Origin of the sequence: Bifidobacterium callimiconis (assembly GCF_003952005.1) — a bacterium.
In the GTDB taxonomy this organism is placed as follows: Bacteria; Actinomycetota; Actinomycetes; order Actinomycetales; family Bifidobacteriaceae; genus Galliscardovia; species Galliscardovia callimiconis.
In genome coordinates, this window is the sequence record NZ_QXGJ01000022.1 from 1 (window position 1) to 16,238 (window position 16,238).

11 protein-coding genes and 1 tRNA gene are annotated in these 16,238 nt (G+C 63.8%); 10 read left to right on the forward strand and 2 right to left on the reverse strand.

Annotation, left to right across the window (positions count from 1 at the left end):
• Window positions 1-676: 676 nt before the first annotated feature.
• Both D2E23_RS11190 and D2E23_RS11195 read left to right on the forward strand, forming a co-directional pair.
• On the forward strand, window positions 677-1,213 hold the full coding sequence (locus tag D2E23_RS11190) for a holo-ACP synthase (protein ID WP_126030978.1): 537 nt from the start codon (window positions 677-679) through the stop codon (window positions 1,211-1,213).
• A gap of 839 nt (window positions 1,214-2,052) precedes the next feature.
• Window positions 2,053-2,766, forward strand: coding sequence for an HdeD family acid-resistance protein (locus D2E23_RS11195; RefSeq protein ID WP_126030979.1), 714 nt, complete (start codon window positions 2,053-2,055; stop codon window positions 2,764-2,766).
• Window positions 2,767-3,044: 278 nt separating this feature from the next.
• On the opposite strand, the gene D2E23_RS11200 is transcribed toward D2E23_RS11195, so the two are convergent.
• Window positions 3,045-4,253 carry a MalY/PatB family protein gene (locus tag D2E23_RS11200; RefSeq protein WP_126030980.1) on the reverse strand — a complete coding sequence of 403 codons (1,209 nt, stop codon included), beginning with the start codon at window positions 4,251-4,253 and terminating at the stop codon, window positions 3,045-3,047.
• Between the two features lie 421 nt (window positions 4,254-4,674).
• Here D2E23_RS11200 and D2E23_RS11205 point away from each other — a divergent pair.
• The 5 genes from D2E23_RS11205 to D2E23_RS11225 all read left to right on the forward strand — a co-directional run bounded on the left by D2E23_RS11205 (window position 4,675) and on the right by D2E23_RS11225 (window position 10,568).
• Window positions 4,675-4,748: transfer RNA gene (locus D2E23_RS11205), tRNA-Gly, on the forward strand.
• 129 nt (window positions 4,749-4,877) lie between these two features.
• Window positions 4,878-5,639 (forward strand): hypothetical protein, encoded by a 762-nt coding sequence (locus D2E23_RS11210; protein WP_240541700.1) that lies wholly within the window; start codon window positions 4,878-4,880, stop codon window positions 5,637-5,639.
• 229 nt (window positions 5,640-5,868) lie between these two features.
• The gene (rpsO, locus tag D2E23_RS11215; RefSeq protein WP_093960733.1) at window positions 5,869-6,138 is read left to right on the forward strand and encodes a 30S ribosomal protein S15; all 270 of its coding nucleotides are present in this window, start codon (window positions 5,869-5,871) and stop codon (window positions 6,136-6,138) included.
• Window positions 6,139-6,464: 326 nt separating this feature from the next.
• Window positions 6,465-9,161, forward strand: coding sequence for a polyribonucleotide nucleotidyltransferase (locus D2E23_RS11220; RefSeq protein WP_126030981.1), 2,697 nt, complete (start codon window positions 6,465-6,467; stop codon window positions 9,159-9,161).
• Window positions 9,162-9,698: 537 nt separating this feature from the next.
• Window positions 9,699-10,568 (forward strand): aldo/keto reductase, encoded by an 870-nt coding sequence (locus tag D2E23_RS11225; protein ID WP_126030982.1) that lies wholly within the window; start codon window positions 9,699-9,701, stop codon window positions 10,566-10,568.
• Window positions 10,569-10,917: 349 nt separating this feature from the next.
• On the opposite strand, the gene D2E23_RS11230 is transcribed toward D2E23_RS11225, so the two are convergent.
• The gene (locus D2E23_RS11230; protein WP_126030983.1) at window positions 10,918-12,486 is read right to left on the reverse strand and encodes an aminotransferase-like domain-containing protein; all 1,569 of its coding nucleotides are present in this window, start codon (window positions 12,484-12,486) and stop codon (window positions 10,918-10,920) included.
• A gap of 318 nt (window positions 12,487-12,804) precedes the next feature.
• Between D2E23_RS11230 and D2E23_RS11235 the strand changes: the two genes are divergently transcribed.
• The 3 genes from D2E23_RS11235 (at window position 12,805) to D2E23_RS11245 (ending at window position 16,089) form a co-directional block, all read left to right on the forward strand.
• The gene (locus D2E23_RS11235) at window positions 12,805-13,485 is read left to right on the forward strand and encodes a LysE/ArgO family amino acid transporter (RefSeq protein ID WP_126030984.1); all 681 of its coding nucleotides are present in this window, start codon (window positions 12,805-12,807) and stop codon (window positions 13,483-13,485) included.
• A 237-nt stretch (window positions 13,486-13,722) separates the two neighbouring features.
• Window positions 13,723-15,012: a peptidase U32 family protein gene (locus tag D2E23_RS11240; RefSeq protein ID WP_420897301.1), complete on the forward strand. Its 1,290-nt coding sequence runs from the start codon at window positions 13,723-13,725 to the stop codon at window positions 15,010-15,012.
• A 78-nt stretch (window positions 15,013-15,090) separates the two neighbouring features.
• Window positions 15,091-16,089: a purine nucleoside phosphorylase YfiH/LACC1 family protein gene (locus D2E23_RS11245; RefSeq protein WP_126030985.1), complete on the forward strand. Its 999-nt coding sequence runs from the start codon at window positions 15,091-15,093 to the stop codon at window positions 16,087-16,089.
• Window positions 16,090-16,238: the final 149 nt, after the last annotated feature.

Genomic DNA, 16,238 nt, shown 5'->3' on the forward strand with positions numbered 1-16,238 from the left:
CTGGCTCCCCTCCCGCGGAAGGGCCGAGCGGGGCGTCTTGCAATAGTGGACGGCCGTGTTGGCCGCGCTTTTCTTTGATCACCTCATCCGTCAGCCTTTGGCTGCCACCTTCCCCTCGAGGGGAAGGAAGACGTGAGGCGTTATGGCTGGCTCCCCTCCCTGCGGAGGGGAGCTGTCCGCCGTATGGCGGACTGAGGGGAGTCTTGCGGAGGTGTTGGGCCGTGGCTCCCCTCAGTCTGCTGTCGCCGACAGCTCGTCCGCAATAGTGGACGGCCGTGCTGGCCGTGTTCTACCGGTTCGTCTGTCGGCTTGTCTGAGTCCTAAAAACGTCGCCGGTGTTTTCTTTACGGACTCAGCCTCAGAGAGGGGAGCTGTGCGTGTGGTGGTGTGCCGCGTGCCGCTGGGTCACCTCATCCGTCACGCTTCGCGTGCCACCTTCCCCTCGAGGGGAAGGATATATATGGGGTGGCTCCCCTCCGGGAGAGGGGAGCTGGCTGCCGGAGGCAGACTGAGGGGAGGGATCCCATCTCGTCCACCGAAATACCCTTCCGGCACTACTCTGGTCTTAGAAACCAAAACATCGCGAATCGCTTGCGTAGGGATGAACTCCTGCCTTCTCTGACATCGCCGCATGGCGATTGCCGTAACTGCACCTCAACATACAAAGGAGCAACCAATGCCGATCTTGGGACTGGGCCATGACGTGGTGGACGTGGCGGCGTTCTCCGAGCAGCTGGGCGAGCCGGGCGGTGGCATGCGGCGACTCTTCTCCGCTCGGGAACTCCGGCAGGCTTCCATGCGTGCGCGTGTGAAGCATGACGGTGAGGCCGTGCATCTGGCCGCGCGATGGGCGGGCAAGGAGGCGGTGCTCAAGGCATGGTGCGAAGCTCTGGGGGATGGCCCGGCCCCTTATACGCTCGATGATTTCCCGTGGGCTTCCATCGAGATCCTCGACGACTCGCAGGGTCGTCCGCAGGTTGCACTTTCAACCCCTGTGCAGAGGATCCTTGAAGACTCATTGTCTCCTTTTGGCGACAATGCCGAGCCTGACCTCGGCGCGACGGTCGCATCCCGCTCGGCCTCTCCGGATGACGATGCTGCAAACAAGGCCATGTCGTCGCAGTCGGCCGAACTGCTTACCTGGCATATCTCCCTGAGTCATGACGGCCCAATCGCCTCCGCAGTGGTCATACTCGAGGCGTTGAAGCATTGACGGGCTTTGTCGCTTGGCATGCTGCCTCGTCTGCGAGCCCTATCTGCGCTTCGCTAGGTGGATAACGAATGCGGTAAAGGTCTATCTGTGCTTCGCTAGGCACTCGTTGGAATAGCAGCGGTGAAAACCATGCCGCTCAGTGTGGAAACCAGAGCAAGAATAGGGAGAAATGCTCGCTGCAACAGCGATATTGAGCAATGAGCTAGTTGAGCAAGGACCTAGCGAGGTGAGGTTAGACCCGGACCCCGGCCGTGAAGTACCTAGCGAGATGAAGATAGACCTAGAAACGGGACTCGAAATACCCGGAGCAGTGAGAAAGACAAGGTGAAACGGACCTATCTCGAGGTTGTGTAGTTCTCGGAGGCCGTGGCAGGATGCTATTCATCGATTTGGAGGTCATTGCTCGAGTAGACGATCCTCTCAATCAGGACCATGCATCGTATGCAACCACCCATATTGAATCTGTGTGGATAGCTTCATGCCTATAGCTCTGTTTCCTTGAGATACAAGCTGTGCGTGCTTCCCGGCAAAGGACCTCCGAATCAGGAGATAGAGCTTTGCAAACGTCGAAAAGAACGTCTCAACTTCGAGATAGGCCGAAAATCACGGTTGATGGTATGCCTCGGACGGATAGGATCCTGCTCAGGACGGTCGGGGCATGGCTCGAGGAGTGGCTCGAGGAGTGGCGCCGCCCTCGTAAGGCCTCACAATGAGGCGACAGAAACACGAAGGCTGTCGATACCCTTTTCAGTCTCGGGTTCCTAGACTTTTTCATACCGATCAATCGTGAGAGGCGGGGCCTCGAACACGGTTCCGCCGCCGTGAAAGGAGGAACCACGATGACCAATTCCTACGGGTATCCCAACAACCCCAATGAGCCCAATCTCAATGGCAATTCCAACGTCCCCTCCGGCAACGGTGCCGGAGCGAATCCCGACCCTCGCGGCGAAGGCCCGTTCTCCCCGGACGACATCTATCAGCCGGTTGACCCATTCCGCCTGATCGTTGAGGATCTGCCTCGCCGCGCCACGAACATCATCCGTTCGATCTACGGTGTGGTCGGCGCCGCGGCCGTCCTCGCCGGACTCGCGCTACTGATCGTGCCGGGCAAGACCATGCGCGTGGTGGCCGTGGTGCTCGGCATCTACTTCATCGTCTCCGGAGCGATGCGTGCGATCGGCGCCCTCGTCGAACCGTTCCTGCCCGGAGGCTGGCGTGTGCTCGACCTGCTGCTCGGCACCCTGCTGGTGATCGGCGGTGTGGTGATCATGAAGGACACCGCGTTCTCGTCCGAGGCGCTCGCCCTGGTGGTGACCATCACCGTGGGCATCGGTTGGATCATCGAAGGCATTCTCACCTTGGCCGAATCGTGGGCGCTGCCGCGGTCCGGCTGGGCCATCGCGGCGGCGATCCTCTCGATTCTGGCTGGCGTGATCGTGCTGGTCAGTCCGGTGCAGTCCACCGTGTGGCTGGTCATGTTCGCCGCCTGCGCGCTGATCGTGCTCGGCGTGGTCTCCTGCGTGCGCTCCTTCACCTTCGGCCGCAGCAAGTAGCGCAATCGGTGGCTCCCCTCAGTCGGCTGCGCCGACAGCTCGTCCGCAATAGTGGACGGCCGTGCCGGCCGCGTTCTACTGGTTCGCCTGTCGGCTCGCCTGAGTCCTGCAAACACCGCCGGCGTTTGCAGGACTCAGCCTCAAAGAGGGAAACCAAGCGGTTGGCTGCGTGCCGCCGAATCGCCTCATCCGTCGGCTTTCGGCTGCCGCCTTCCCCTCGAAGGCATTGTGACTGTGGCTCCCCTCTCCGAGGGGAGCCACAAGCAAAGAGCGGGGTCCTAGAACACGTATTCGCTCAGGCGGCGCATGGCCTCCTCCACGCGCGACTTGGGCAGCGCCAGGTTCATGCGGATCGCGCACGGATGCTGGAACTGCCGCCCGTCCTGCCAAGCCACGCCCACATCCGAGCCGCGCTTCTCCAACTCCTCAATCGTCACGCCATGCTCCGCGCACCAGTCCGTGCAATCGAGGAACAGCATGTACGTGCCCTCCGGCTTGGCCACGCGAATCCCCTCGAAATGCGTACGGATGTAGTCCACCGCATACTCCACGTTCTCCGTCAGCACCTCGCGCAGCTCATCCACCCACACGTGCCCCTCGGGCCGGTACGCGCCGATCAGCGCGTGCATCGACAGCACGTTCATCGCGTTGTAGTGCGTCTTGTCGCTCACCGCATGCACGCGGTCACGCAGATACTTGCTGTAGATGATGTGATAGCTGCCCACAAGCCCGGCCAGATTGAACGTCTTGCTCGGCGCATAGAACGCGATCGTGCGGTTGCGCGCGTCATCGCTTACCGACTGCGTGGGGATGTGCGTGTGCCCGCCGAGGATGATGTCGGACCAGATCTCGTCGGAGATCACCACGCAGTCGTTGGCGCGATACACCTCCATCGCCCTCTCGATCTCCCAACGCTCCCACACGCGGCCGCACGGGTTGTGCGGACTGCAGAACACGGCCACGTGGATGTTGTTCTCCTTGATCTTGCGATCCATGTCGTCGAAGTCCATGCGCCACACGCCGTCGTCGTCGCGCACGAGCGGACTGTGCACGATCCTGTATCCGTTGTCGCCGATCGAATGCGTGAACCCGATGTACGTGGGGGAGTGCAGCAGCACCGCGTCACCGGGCGTGGCGAACGCCCTGAGCGCGCTGACCACGCCGCCGAGCACGCCGTTCTCGTAGCCGATGTGTTCCGCGGCGAGTCCCGTCACGCCGTTGCGCGTGCGCTGCCAGTCGATGATCGCGTCGAAGTACTCGTCGGTCGGCTGGAAGTAGCCGAACATCGGGTGCTGCGCGCGACGGATGATCTCCTCCTGGATCGTCGGCACGGTCGGGAAGTTCATGTCGGCCACCCACATGGGGATCACGTCGAAGCCGGGCTTGGGCGCGGCGGGCGCCATGCCGGGCACGCGTCCCACGCCGTCCACCGCGATGGCGTCCTTGCCGTGCCGGTCGATGATCGAAGTGAAATCGTACGTGCTCATGTCAGCTCCTTTACTTCATGGGCGGGCCGTCGCGTGCGGACCCGCATGGCCGTGTGTCGTGCCGTGTGTGGCGCTCCGACGTCCTTCGCCGTCGGAGGGCGCGGGAAACAGGGCCATTGTACGGGGTGAACATTGTGCGTGCGCGGATCTTTCCACGGAATGCCATGACGATGATATAGACGGTGGCACGGGTCGACGGTGTGATCCGACCACGGCGAGCGCGGGCGGTACGGACGACGTCGGTGCGGACGACGTCGGCACAGACGATGTCGGTACGAATACCGTTGGCGCAGATGACGACGGCATAGACGACGCCGGCCGATCGATGCAACGTATGGAACACGCGGTCCGCGCACGGTTTGGCAAAATCGCGCGGGTATGTAATAATCGTGACTCGGAAGTTTGACTTGTCGACTTTCACGCGGATGTAGCTCAATGGTAGAGCCTCAGTCTTCCAAACTGATTACGCGGGTTCGATTCCCGTCATCCGCTCCAGAGAACCGTTGGGAAGCCAACGGTTTTTTTGTATCCGGCGCGTACCGGCGGCGTACGCTGACGACGGACGACCGTGGGCGCCGGCGCGACGGATGACGACCCGCGACGACCGACCTTCCGGGAGGGCACATGGCAACCGAACAGCAGTCCGCAGAGCAGTCCACGGATTCCATGGAGACGAATCCCGCGGAAACGGCCGATTCGATGATGTCTGATTCGACGATGTCCGATTCGGTCCCGGCCGACACCGGCACGCAGATCGGTCCCGGCCATCGCCCGGTCAAACGCACCGACCCGCGCGCCTCGCATCCGCGCGCGCTGTCGATGGCCGAACGCGAACGCAACGAATGGCACAAGGGCCGCTGGATCGTATTCATCACCGCACTGCTTGTAGCGATCATCGTGCCCTACTGGGTGGGCCGATACCTGGCCATGAACGGCACGCAGACCGTGGTCGACGCGATCTCGCCGATCGACCCGCGCGGCGCCGCGCTCATCTCATGGGTGGTCACGTCGATGACGTTTATGACGCTCGGCATGGCGGTGATGGAGACGCGCAAGGTGATCTGGCGCGTGCTGTTCATCCTGTCGCTGGCCGTGGAGCAGCTGATCGCCGGCGTGTGCCTGCTGCGATTCAACTTCTGGTACTCCACGTACGTGGTGTACGGCAACGCGTCGCCGCCGATCAACGCGGCCAACCTCGGCATTCTCGCGTCGGCGATCGGACTGGCCGTGTTCGCCGTGCTGTACGTGGGTCTGCTCGTGCTGATCCGCAAGGATTCGCCGCTCAACGTGCTCACGCGCAGCTGGTCGGCGCTCGCGATCTTCTTCGTGATCGAACTGGCGGCGCTCGCGGTGGTGATGTTCGGCGGACTCGTCACCGCGGTGTGACCTCGTTTTTCTTCCTCTCCACTGGCGTGATCGCACTCGTATTAAGGTGTGCGCCGGTTAGCGTGATCACGCTCACGGAGAGGCCCCCTCGGGAACGAGGAAAAGGGCGCAGGTCTTGGTCCGAGGGGTGTGTATACTTAAATTTTGGCGTGTTTCGCCCGCGGATAGAGAGCGCCATGAGCAATTCCGCTGATGGCACCGCGCAACAAACCAGACATAAGGAGGAGCTGTGGCTCTTAGCACCGCTGAAAAGCAGGCAATCATTTCCGAGTACGCTACGCACGAGGGCGACACCGGCTCGCCCGAGGTCCAGGTGGCGCTGCTGTCCAAGCGTATTTCCGACCTGACCGAGCACCTCAAGCAGCACAAGCACGATCACCACTCTCGTCGTGGTATGCAGCTGATGATCGGTGACCGTCGTCGTCTTCTCGACTACCTGAAGCGCAACGACATCGAGCGTTACCGTTCCCTGATCGAGCGCCTCGGTCTGCGCCGATAATGTATTCTTCCGCCCGAGCATAACCTGCTCGGGCGCTTTTGCATGCCGGCTTTCGGACGGTGGGATGACAAACATGAGGGGCCCCGAGAGGTTAGTGAAGGGCCGGGAAGTATGGAATTCTGATGCGAGGAGCACGCGGCCAGGTATGCCGCGCCCGGTGTGCTGAGATGGTGAAGCGAACGGCCGACGGAATGGATGCGGCCGAAAACTGAACAGATCGCAATAATTGAATACAACGCGATAACTGAAGAACACTTCAATAACTGAAGAACAAACAAGAACACGCAACAATCAAGCAAGTTCGAGTACGAAAAAAGGAGGAACCCGTGGAGGGTCCCGAAATCAAGGCCGTAGAGGCCGTAATCGACAATGGTTCATTCGGCAAGCGCACGCTGCGCTTCGAGACCGGTCTTCTCGCCCAGCAGGCGGACGGCGCCGTCGCCGCCTATCTTGACGATGATTCGATGATTCTGTCCACCACCACCGCCGGCTCCAGCCCGAAGGAGAACTACGACTTCTTCCCGCTGACCGTGGACGTGGAGGAGAAGATGTACGCCGCCGGCAAGATCCCCGGTTCCTTCTTCCGCCGCGAGGGCCGTCCGAGCTCCGAGGCCATTCTGGCCTGCCGCATCATCGACCGCCCGCTGCGCCCGCTGTTCCCGCACACGCTGCGCAACGAGGTGCAGGTCGTGGAGACCGTGCTCGCCGTCAATCCCGACGACGCGTACGACGTGATCGCCCTGAACGCCGCCTCCGCCTCCACCATGATCTCCGGTCTGCCCTTCGAGGGTCCGGTGTCCGGCGTGCGTCTGGCCCTGATCGACGGCCAGTGGGTCGCCTTCCCGCGCTGGAGCGAGCGCGAGCGCGCCGTGTTCGAGATCGTGGTCGCCGGCCGCGTGATCGAGAACGGTGACGTTGCCATCGCCATGATCGAGGCCGGCGCCGGCAAGAACGCCTGGAAGCTCATCTACGAGGACGGCCAGATCAAGCCCGACGAGACCGTCGTGGCCGGTGGTCTCGAGGCCGCCAAGCCGTTCATCAAGACCATCTGCGAGGCCCAGGACGAGCTCAAGCGCATCGCCGCCAAGGAGACCAAGGAGTTCCAGCTCTTCCCGGAGTACACCGACGATCTGTACAACCGCATCGACCAGATCGCGCACGGCGACCTCGACGAGGCCCTGTCCATCGCGGAGAAGCTGCCGCGTCAGGACCGCATCGCCGAGATCAAGCAGCACGTGAAGGACACCCTTGCCGGCGAGTTCACCGAGATGGACGACGCCGAGAAGGAAAAGGAGATCGGCAACGCGTTCAAGGAGCTGCAGCGCCAGATCGTGCGTCGCCGCATCCTCACCCAGGACTACCGCATCGACGGCCGTGGCCTGCGCGACATCCGCACCCTGTCCGCCGAAGTGGACATCGTTCCCCGCGTGCACGGCTCCGCCCTCTTCCAGCGCGGCGAGACCCAGATCCTGGGCGTCACCACGCTGAACATGCTCAAGATGGAGCAGCAGATCGACGCGCTGTCCGGCCCGACCACCAAGCGCTACATGCACAACTACGAGATGCCGCCGTACTCCACCGGTGAGACCGGCCGCGTCGGCTCCCCGAAGCGCCGCGAGATCGGCCATGGCGCCCTCGCCGAGAAGGCCATCGTGCCGGTGCTGCCGGATCGCGAGGAGTTCCCCTACGCCATCCGCCAGGTCTCCGAGGCCATCGGCTCCAACGGCTCCACTTCCATGGGCTCCGTGTGCGCCTCCACCCTGTCGCTGCTCGCGGCGGGCGTGCCGCTGAAGGCCCCGGTGGCGGGCATCGCCATGGGTCTGGTCTCCGGCGACGTGGACGGCCAGCACATCTACAAGACGCTCACCGACATCCTGGGCGCCGAGGACGCGTTCGGCGACATGGACTTCAAGGTCGCCGGCACCTCCGAGTTCATCACCGCCCTGCAGCTCGACACCAAGCTCGACGGCATCCCGGCCGACATCCTGGCCGCCGCCCTGCAGCAGGCGCACGAGGCCCGCGCCACGATCCTCGACCTCATCAACGAGTGCATCGACGAGCCGGCCGAGATGAGCGAGTTCGCCCCGCGCATCATCACCACCACCGTTCCGGTCGAGAAGATCGGCGAGGTCATCGGCCCCAAGGGCAAGATGATCAACCAGATCCAGGAGGACACCGGCGCCGAGATCGCCATCGAGGATGACGGTACCGTGTTCATCTCCTCCGAGGGTGGCGAGGCCGCCGAGAAGGCCAAGGCCATCATCGACCAGATCGCCAACCCGCACGTGCCGGAGGCCGGCGAGCAGTACAACGGCAAGGTCGTGAAGACCACGTCGTTCGGCGCGTTCGTGAACCTGACCCCAGGCACCGACGGTCTGCTGCACATCAGCCAGATCCGCAACCTCGCCAACGGCGAGCGCATCGACGCCGTCGAAGACGTGCTCAAGGAAGGCGACACCGTCGAGGTGGTCGTGCAGGGCGTGGACGATCGCGGCAAGATCTCGCTGGCCATCCCCGGCTTCGAGGACCAGGAGTCCGGTGCCGGCCGTGGCGCCGCCCGTGGCGGCGACCGTCGCGAGCGTGATGATCGTCGTGGCGGACGTCGCGATGACCGCCGTGACGACCGTCGTCGTGACGATCGCGATGACCGCCGTCCGCGTCGTCGTCGCTACGATGACGATCGTTACGATCACGACGACCGCGACTACGATCGTGATGACCGCCGCCGTGGCGACCGTTACGATCACGACGATCGTGATGACCGTCGTGGCCGTCGTGACGACCGCCGTGATGACCGTTACGATCGCGATGACCGCCGTGGCGGCCGCCGTGACCGTGATGACCGTTACGATCGCGATGACCGTCGTGATGATCGCCGTGGTGGCCGTGGCCGTCGTGATGACCGCAACCCGCGCTACGCCGTGGACGACTCCTACGATGAGTACCGCGCCGACCGCGAGGAGCGTTCCGAGCGTCCGCGCCGCCGCGTGCGCCGCGACTTCGACCCCTTCGACGAGGACTGATCGCACCGGTCGCGTGATCGCGTGACTGTGTGGTCGCCTCACTGTTAGTGTGATCACACTAACCGATCGTATGATCGTGTAACACAAAGCCCGCCTTGACTCGATTCCCGAGCCCAGGCGGGCTTCGTCGTATCTGATACGCTCGATCCTTGTCCTTCCCCTTGAGGGGAAGGTGTCAGCCATCGGCTGACGGATGAGGTGCTATCTAACCGGATTTCGGATCGTTTGTTGTGCGTGCCGTCTTCATACCAAACGTGGTAGTCAACCCAAACCAAGTTGGTAGTCACAACGAACGTGGCAGTCCAAACGCGACGTTCTCCGACATTCGTACACGCTCGCGCGTCTCGTTTCCGGCTATCAAAGCGTGTCGTTTCGTTTCGATTCCCAAGTTCGTCAAGCCGTGTAAATCCAGCGCTTTTCCTACGCTGAACGTGGGTGCGGCCGCGCGTTTGGATGCTTCGAAAGTCCGACGCAGTCGCGGTTTCGCACAGGACGGCACAGGTCGTCATGAACGACGACACGAACGAAGGAGCCAATATGACGCTGCAGCGCAACATCGGACCGTTCACCACCACGGCCATCGGCATCGGCGAGATGGGCCTGACCATCGAAGGCTATCCGAGTCACGAGCAGGCGTTGGAAACCATTCATGCCGGACTCGACGCCGGCGCCCGCATGATCGACACCGCGTGGGCGTACTACGCGCCGGGCGAGGAGGAACAGACCGGCGAGAAGCTCACCCGCGAGGCGCTCGACAGCTGGGACGGCCCGCGCGACGAGGTGCTGGTCGCCACCAAGATCGGTCTACGCCGCGACTTCGACGAGAACGGCAAGCCGATCTGGCCGCGCGACGGCAAGCCCGAGCATCTGCTCGAGTACGGCAAACAGTCGGCGCTGGCGCTCGGCGTCGACACGATCGACCTGCTGTACATGCACCGTCACGATCCGGAAGTGCCGTACAACGAGTCGATCGAGGCGGTTCGCCAGCTGCTCGACGAGGGCGTGGCGCGCTACGCCGGCGTCTCCAACGTGACGATCGAACAGCTCGACATCGCCCGCGGCATCCTCGGCGACCGTCTGATCGCCGTGCAGAACCAGTATTCGCCGGTGCACCGCGAGACTCGCGATACGCTCGACTACTGCGCGAAGCTGGGCCTGGCGTTCGTGTGCTGGAGCCCGCTCGGCGGTTTCCGCCATCCGTATGACGAGCACCTGTTCGACCCGTTCCGCGAGGTGGCCGCCGCGCGCGGCGTGAGCTACCAGCAGGTCACGCTCGCCTGGGAGCTGGCGCAGGGCGACCACATGTTCGTGATCCCCGGATGCCACCGTCCGGCCACGTTCCTCGACTCCTTCAAGGCCGGCGATCTGGTGCTCACCGACGAGGAGCTCGCCAAGCTCAACGCCTGAGCGCGCCGTCTTTGGTGGCTCCCCTCTTTGAGGGGAGCTGGCCGCCGTATGGCGGACTGAGGGGAGGAATCGGCTTGGTTGATTTTGGCGTGTGCTCCCCTCTTGGGGCACATTGGGGTGGCTCCCCTCGGCGAGGGGAGCTGGCTGCCGGAGGCAGACTGAGGGGAGGAGCCTACCTTGTTGGGTTTTGGCGCATGCTCCCCTCAGTCGGCTGTGCCGACAGCTCCCCTCAAAGAGGGGAGCCACAGGGTGTAATGGGGTTGCCGAGTCACCTCATCCGTCAGCCTTCGGCTGCCACCTTCCCCTCGAGGGGAAGGATATATGGGGCGGTGAGGGGGACCGCAGGTGTCTACAGCTCGCGTGCCACGTTCGCGAGTTTGCGGGCGGCGGTCTCGAACTCTTCGGGCGTGGTGTACGCGTAGCTCAGGCGCAGCGAATTGTCGCCCTCGAAATCGTAGATGTCACCGGGATTGAGCAGCACGCCGGCTTCCACGGCCTTGGTGAACAGACGGTTCATCGGCATCGGCCGGTCGAACGTCAGCCAGATGTAGAATCCGCCGTCCGGCACCGTCCAATGCGCACGGCAGGCGTCGTCAGCGCGCGTCCCGTTCCCGTCATCCGAACCCGCCGAACCATTCCCGCCGTTCCCGCCGAACAGTCGGCTCAACGTATCCAACGCACTGTCGCGTCGCCGTCGCAGCTCGGTCTTGAGCCCCGCCAGATACTCGTCGTACATACCGCTGGTGAGGAACCGGGCGAACACCCACTGCGAGAGCAGGCTCGCACCGTAGTCCATCTGCATCTTCACGTCGGCCATGCGATGCACGATCGGCTCGGGCGCCACGATCCATCCGATGCGCAGACCGGGGGCGAGCGCCTTCGACGCGCTGCCGAGGTAGATCACCATGCCGGTCTCGTCCATGGCCTTGAGCGGCAGTGGCGGACGATCGCCGAAATACAGGTCCTGATACGCGCCGTCCTCGATGATCGGCAGACGGTTCGCCACGCAGCATTCGATGAGCTCGCGCCGCCGCGCCTCGCCCATCGTGCGTCCGGTGGGATTGTGGTTCGTGGGGATCGTGTACAGCACCGATCCCGATCCGCGTCGCCGCGCACCCGCCGCACTCCCGTTCCCGCTCCCGTTGCCACTGACGCCGAGCGCCTCCGCCAGTCGCTCCACGTTCAGGCCGTCGCCGTCCATGGGCACGCCCGTCAGATGCATGCCCGCCGACTGGAACACCTGCAGCGACTTGATGTAGCTGGGCGCCTCCGCGAACACGGTGGACCCCGCGCCGAGCAGACTCACCGAGATGATCTGCAATGCCTGCAACGCGCCGGACGTGACGAGGATCTGCGAGGCGTCGGTCTCGATGCCGAGCCCGCGCATGTGCCGGGCGATCGCCTCGCGCAGTTCGGGAATGCCCTCCGGCTCGGGGTAGCCCATGGAGTCGATCTCGTCGGCGGCCTGCCGCATCACCGTGCGCCACATGTCGGTGGGGAACAGACGCGGATCGAGTTCGCCGGTGCCGAGTCGGGCCATGCGCGGCTCGAACTCAAGGCGGTTGATCGCCTGGATCGTGTCGTTGTTCGCCTTGAAGAAGCCGGACGACACGTAGTCGGCCCAGTCGGGCGCGCCGGGTAGCATGAGCGACCACGTGTTGCTCACGATGCGCGTGCCGGCGCCGTGCGCGCCCTCCACGATGCCGTAGTCGGCGAGCTCGTTCACGGCCGCGATCACGGTGGAGCGGTTCACGCCGAAGCCTTCGGCCAGTGCGCGCTGCGAGGGCAGACGTGAGCCGATGGGCCACGCGCCGCTGGAGACCTGACGGCACATGTACTGCACGATCTGCTCGGTCACCGGCACGGCGAGCGTGCGGTCCGGTTTCCAATCGATGACGAGCGGTGCCGGTCTGGCCATGATTCCCCCTGTCGATGTGCTGTTGTTGGTGCATGTGCGTCGCCGTTCGCTGGCTCGTCGCCGGCCGTCGATCATCTTGGCTGACTGATTGACGATTTTGGCTGGCTGTTTGGCTGACGCGACATTGTTGCTTTGGCTGGTTGCCAATTGTAATGTCACCCATAGAATGATGGATGGAAATTGACGTATGGCACTGTTTGCAACGATTGTGATTATCGTCGAATGGTGCGGAATAACGATTTTGGCTGAGTGATTTTAATCCAACCAAAGCGATGTTGGACGATGCTGCAGCCGTGCTTGGATGGGAAGCGACAACTCATGGGATTCTATCTGCAGGGACTCACGATGGGACTGGCGTACATTGCGCCAATCGGCATGCAGAATCTGTTCGTCATCAACTCGGCGCTCACCAAGACGCGCCGCCGTGCGCTCATGACCGCGCTGATCGTGATCGTGTTCGATGTGTCGCTGTCGCTGTCGTGCTTCTTCGGCATCGGTGCGCTCATGCAGCGGTATGACTGGCTGCGTCTGGCCGTGCTGGCCGTCGGTGGTGCGGTGGTGATCGGCATTGGCGGCGGGCTCATGCGCCAGCGCGTGGATGATGCGGCGCATGCCTCCGGGGCCGGGAAGGACTCCGGGAAGAGCTCGGACGATTCCGGCAAGACGGTCGCCAAGGCTGGATCCCACGGTGACATGGCATTGGGCAAGACCATCTCCACCGCATGCGTGGTCACCTGGTGCAATCCGCAGGCCATCATCGACGGCACGCTGATGCTCGGCGCGTTCTCCGCCACGCTCACCGCCGCCGAATCCACGCCGTTCATTGGGGGAGTGGAGACCGCGTCCATCGCATGGTTCATCGGGGTGACATTGCTCGTCTCCGCGTTCCGCGACCGGTTCAGCCCCAAGGTGATCGGCGTGCTCAACAAGGTGTGCGGTGCGGTGATCATCGCCTATGGCATCAAGCTGCTCGTCCAGTTCGCGCTCGCCGTGTTCTGACACCCGCGTTTTCAGGCGCATGGCCGTGTGCTTGTGTGCTCCCTCCGAGGGAGGGAGCTGGCGCGCGTAGCGCGACTGAGGGAGGGTGACCCAGTTGAACCGCATACCCTCCCTCTGTCACGGCGTTGCCGTGACATCTCCCTCCCTGGGAGGGAGAACACAGGAGGAATGGCTTGGTGTGGTCCACATCCCTTTCTGCCTGTGCCTGTCGCTAGACTTATGGGCGCTATGAACGTTATGAATGAATCCCTGAACACCGCGGACACCATGATCCGCCGCACCTCGCCCGAGGTGCTCGCCCCCGCCGGCAACCTCAAGTCCTTCAAGGCTGCCATCGACTTCGGAGCGGACGCCGTCTACTGCTCCGGCAAGATGTTCGGCATGCGCTCGGCCCCCAAGAACCTCTCCCTCGAGGAGATCGCCGAGGCCCGCGACTACGCCCACGCCCGCGGCGCCCGCATCTACATCACCTGCAACATCCTGCCCCGCAACGAGGAGATCGAAGGCATCCGCGAATACATCGGCCAGCTCGCCGACATCGGCGTGGACGCGATCATCGTCACCGACATCGGCGTGATGATGATGGCCCACCGCATCGCCCCGAACATGGAGCTCCACGTGAGCACGCAGGCCGGCGTGACCAACTGGCTCGCCGCGAACGAGCTGCACGAGCTCGGCGCCAAGCGCGTGGTCCTCGCCCGCGAGCTCAGTCTCGACACCGTGCGCGGCATCCGCGCCAACGTGCCCGACGACCTCGACATCGAGGCGTTCGTGCACGGCTCGATGTGCATGGCGTTCTCCGGCCGCTGCCTCATTTCCAACTACCTGACCGGCCGCGACGGCAACCACGGCGAATGCGCCCAGCCCTGCCGCTGGAAGTACCATCTGGTGGAGGAGAAGCGCCCCGGTCAGTACTTCCCGATCGAGGAGACCGACAAGGGCTCGTACATCTTCAACTCGCAGGACATGTGCATGCTCGAGCACGTGGGCGACGTGATCGGCGCCGGCGTGACCAGCCTCAAGATCGAGGGCCGCGCCAAGAGCGTCTACTACATTTCCGCCATGACCAACGCCTACAAGTGCGCCGTCAACCTGTGCATGGAGGCTGACGATCCGCGTAACGTGGAGCTGCCCGACTGGCTCAAGGCCGAACCGTACAAGGTGTCGCACCGCGACTACAGCACCGGATTCTGGTACCCCGAGCACAAGGTCACGCAGAACGCCGACCGTAACGGCTACTACCGTGACTGGGTGCTCGTCGGCGAGACGCGCGGCTGGGAGAACGGTCGACTCACGTTCATGGGCCACAACAAGATCACCCCCGGCCAGACCGTGGAAATCCTGCGTCCCGGCCAGCCTCCGGTGCGCATCGAATCCGCCGACGATTCGTTCCTCGATGCGGACGGCGTGCCCGTCGCCGCTGCCGCCTACCCGACGCGCACGTTCTCCATGGCCTGCCCCGAGCCGGTGGCGGATGGTCTCATGATGCGTTCGCCTGCGCCCAACCGCACGCTCAAGGCCGAATAGGTCGAGCGGCCGAACGCTCGGCAATCGAATAGTTTAACGACTGAATAAATGAAATAAGGACCAGATTAAGGACCGCACATGTCCAACGACAACACCACCGAATACGACAACGAGATCCTCAACAGCAGCACGATTCCCAGCCACGACAAGGCCGGTCGCCCCATCCCGGTGACCATCCCGATCCAGCTCGCCCCCGGCATCAAGGTCGTGTACACCACCCGACTCGGCGGCGTCTCCACCGGCGACTGGGCCGGCCTCAACCTCGGCGGCCGCGGCGGCGACGACCCCGCGCACGTGGCCGCCAACCGTCAGGCGCTTGCCGATGAGCTCGGCGTGAAGCTCTCCCTGATCGGCCAGGTGCACTCCGGCACCGCCGTGGATGCCGACGAACTCTGGGAGGAGAACGCCCCCTACGGCTTCGACGCCTCCGGCACCGCCCTGCCCGACGGCACCGAGGCCCGCCGCGTGGAGGCCGACGGTCAGGTGACCAGCCAGCGAGGCGTGGCCCTCGGCATGTTCGCCGCCGACTGCCTGCCCGTACTGTTCGCCGACCCCGAGTCCGGTGTGATCGGCGCCGCCCACTGCGGCCGTCGTGGACTGCAGCGTGGCGTGATCGGCGCCACCGTGGATCTCATGGTCGCCAAGGGCGCCAAGCGCGAATCCATCGTCGCTACGCTCGGCCCGTGCATTTGCGGCGACTGCTATGAGGTGGGCGAGGAGATCGCCGAGGACTTCCAGAAGCGTTTCCCGCTCACGCGCACGGTCACCCGCTTCGGCGGTGCCGGCGTGGACCTCAACGAGGCCGCGATGATCGATCTCGCGTTCGCCGGCGTGACCAAGGTGGGCCGGTCCCTGCCGCGCGTGAACGCCGCCACCCAGTACCTCGACGCCGACGAGGAGCTCGCTGAGCTGTGCCGCACCGACGGCGAAGGTCCCGAGTCGCTGCGCGAACGCCTCGAGCAGATCCGCCACAGCATGTGTACGCTCGAAAACCCGCTGTGGTACTCGCACCGCCGCGCCACCCGCGCCGGCAAGACCCACGAAGGCCGCCTCCTCGCCCTGATCGTCCGCGAGTAGCTGCCCCCGCTCCCTCTGAGCCTCCGGGATTGGGCTAGCGCGATTTCCCAAAGGGAAGAGCCCTCCCTCTATGCCCCATATGCCTCGTATCGGGCCCCGGATGCGATTTCCCAAAGGGAAGAGCGAAAGGCCGGCATATGGTGCTCGAC

Excerpts from the sequence above, each read along its gene's own strand:
- D2E23_RS11190 (WP_126030978.1), top strand. The coding sequence starts at position 677 with ATGCCGATCTTGGGACTGGGCCATGACGTGGTGGACGTGGCGGCGTTC.
- D2E23_RS11195 (WP_126030979.1), top strand. The coding sequence starts at position 2,053 with ATGACCAATTCCTACGGGTATCCCAACAACCCCAATGAGCCCAATCTC.
- D2E23_RS11200 (WP_126030980.1), bottom strand. The coding sequence starts at position 4,253 with ATGAGCACGTACGATTTCACTTCGATCATCGACCGGCACGGCAAGGAC.
- D2E23_RS11210 (WP_240541700.1), top strand. The coding sequence starts at position 4,878 with ATGGCAACCGAACAGCAGTCCGCAGAGCAGTCCACGGATTCCATGGAG.
- D2E23_RS11225 (WP_126030982.1), top strand. The coding sequence starts at position 9,699 with ATGACGCTGCAGCGCAACATCGGACCGTTCACCACCACGGCCATCGGC.
- D2E23_RS11230 (WP_126030983.1), bottom strand. The coding sequence starts at position 12,486 with ATGGCCAGACCGGCACCGCTCGTCATCGATTGGAAACCGGACCGCACG.
- D2E23_RS11235 (WP_126030984.1), top strand. The coding sequence starts at position 12,805 with ATGGGATTCTATCTGCAGGGACTCACGATGGGACTGGCGTACATTGCG.
- D2E23_RS11240 (WP_420897301.1), top strand. The coding sequence starts at position 13,723 with ATGAATGAATCCCTGAACACCGCGGACACCATGATCCGCCGCACCTCG.
- D2E23_RS11245 (WP_126030985.1), top strand. The coding sequence starts at position 15,091 with ATGTCCAACGACAACACCACCGAATACGACAACGAGATCCTCAACAGC.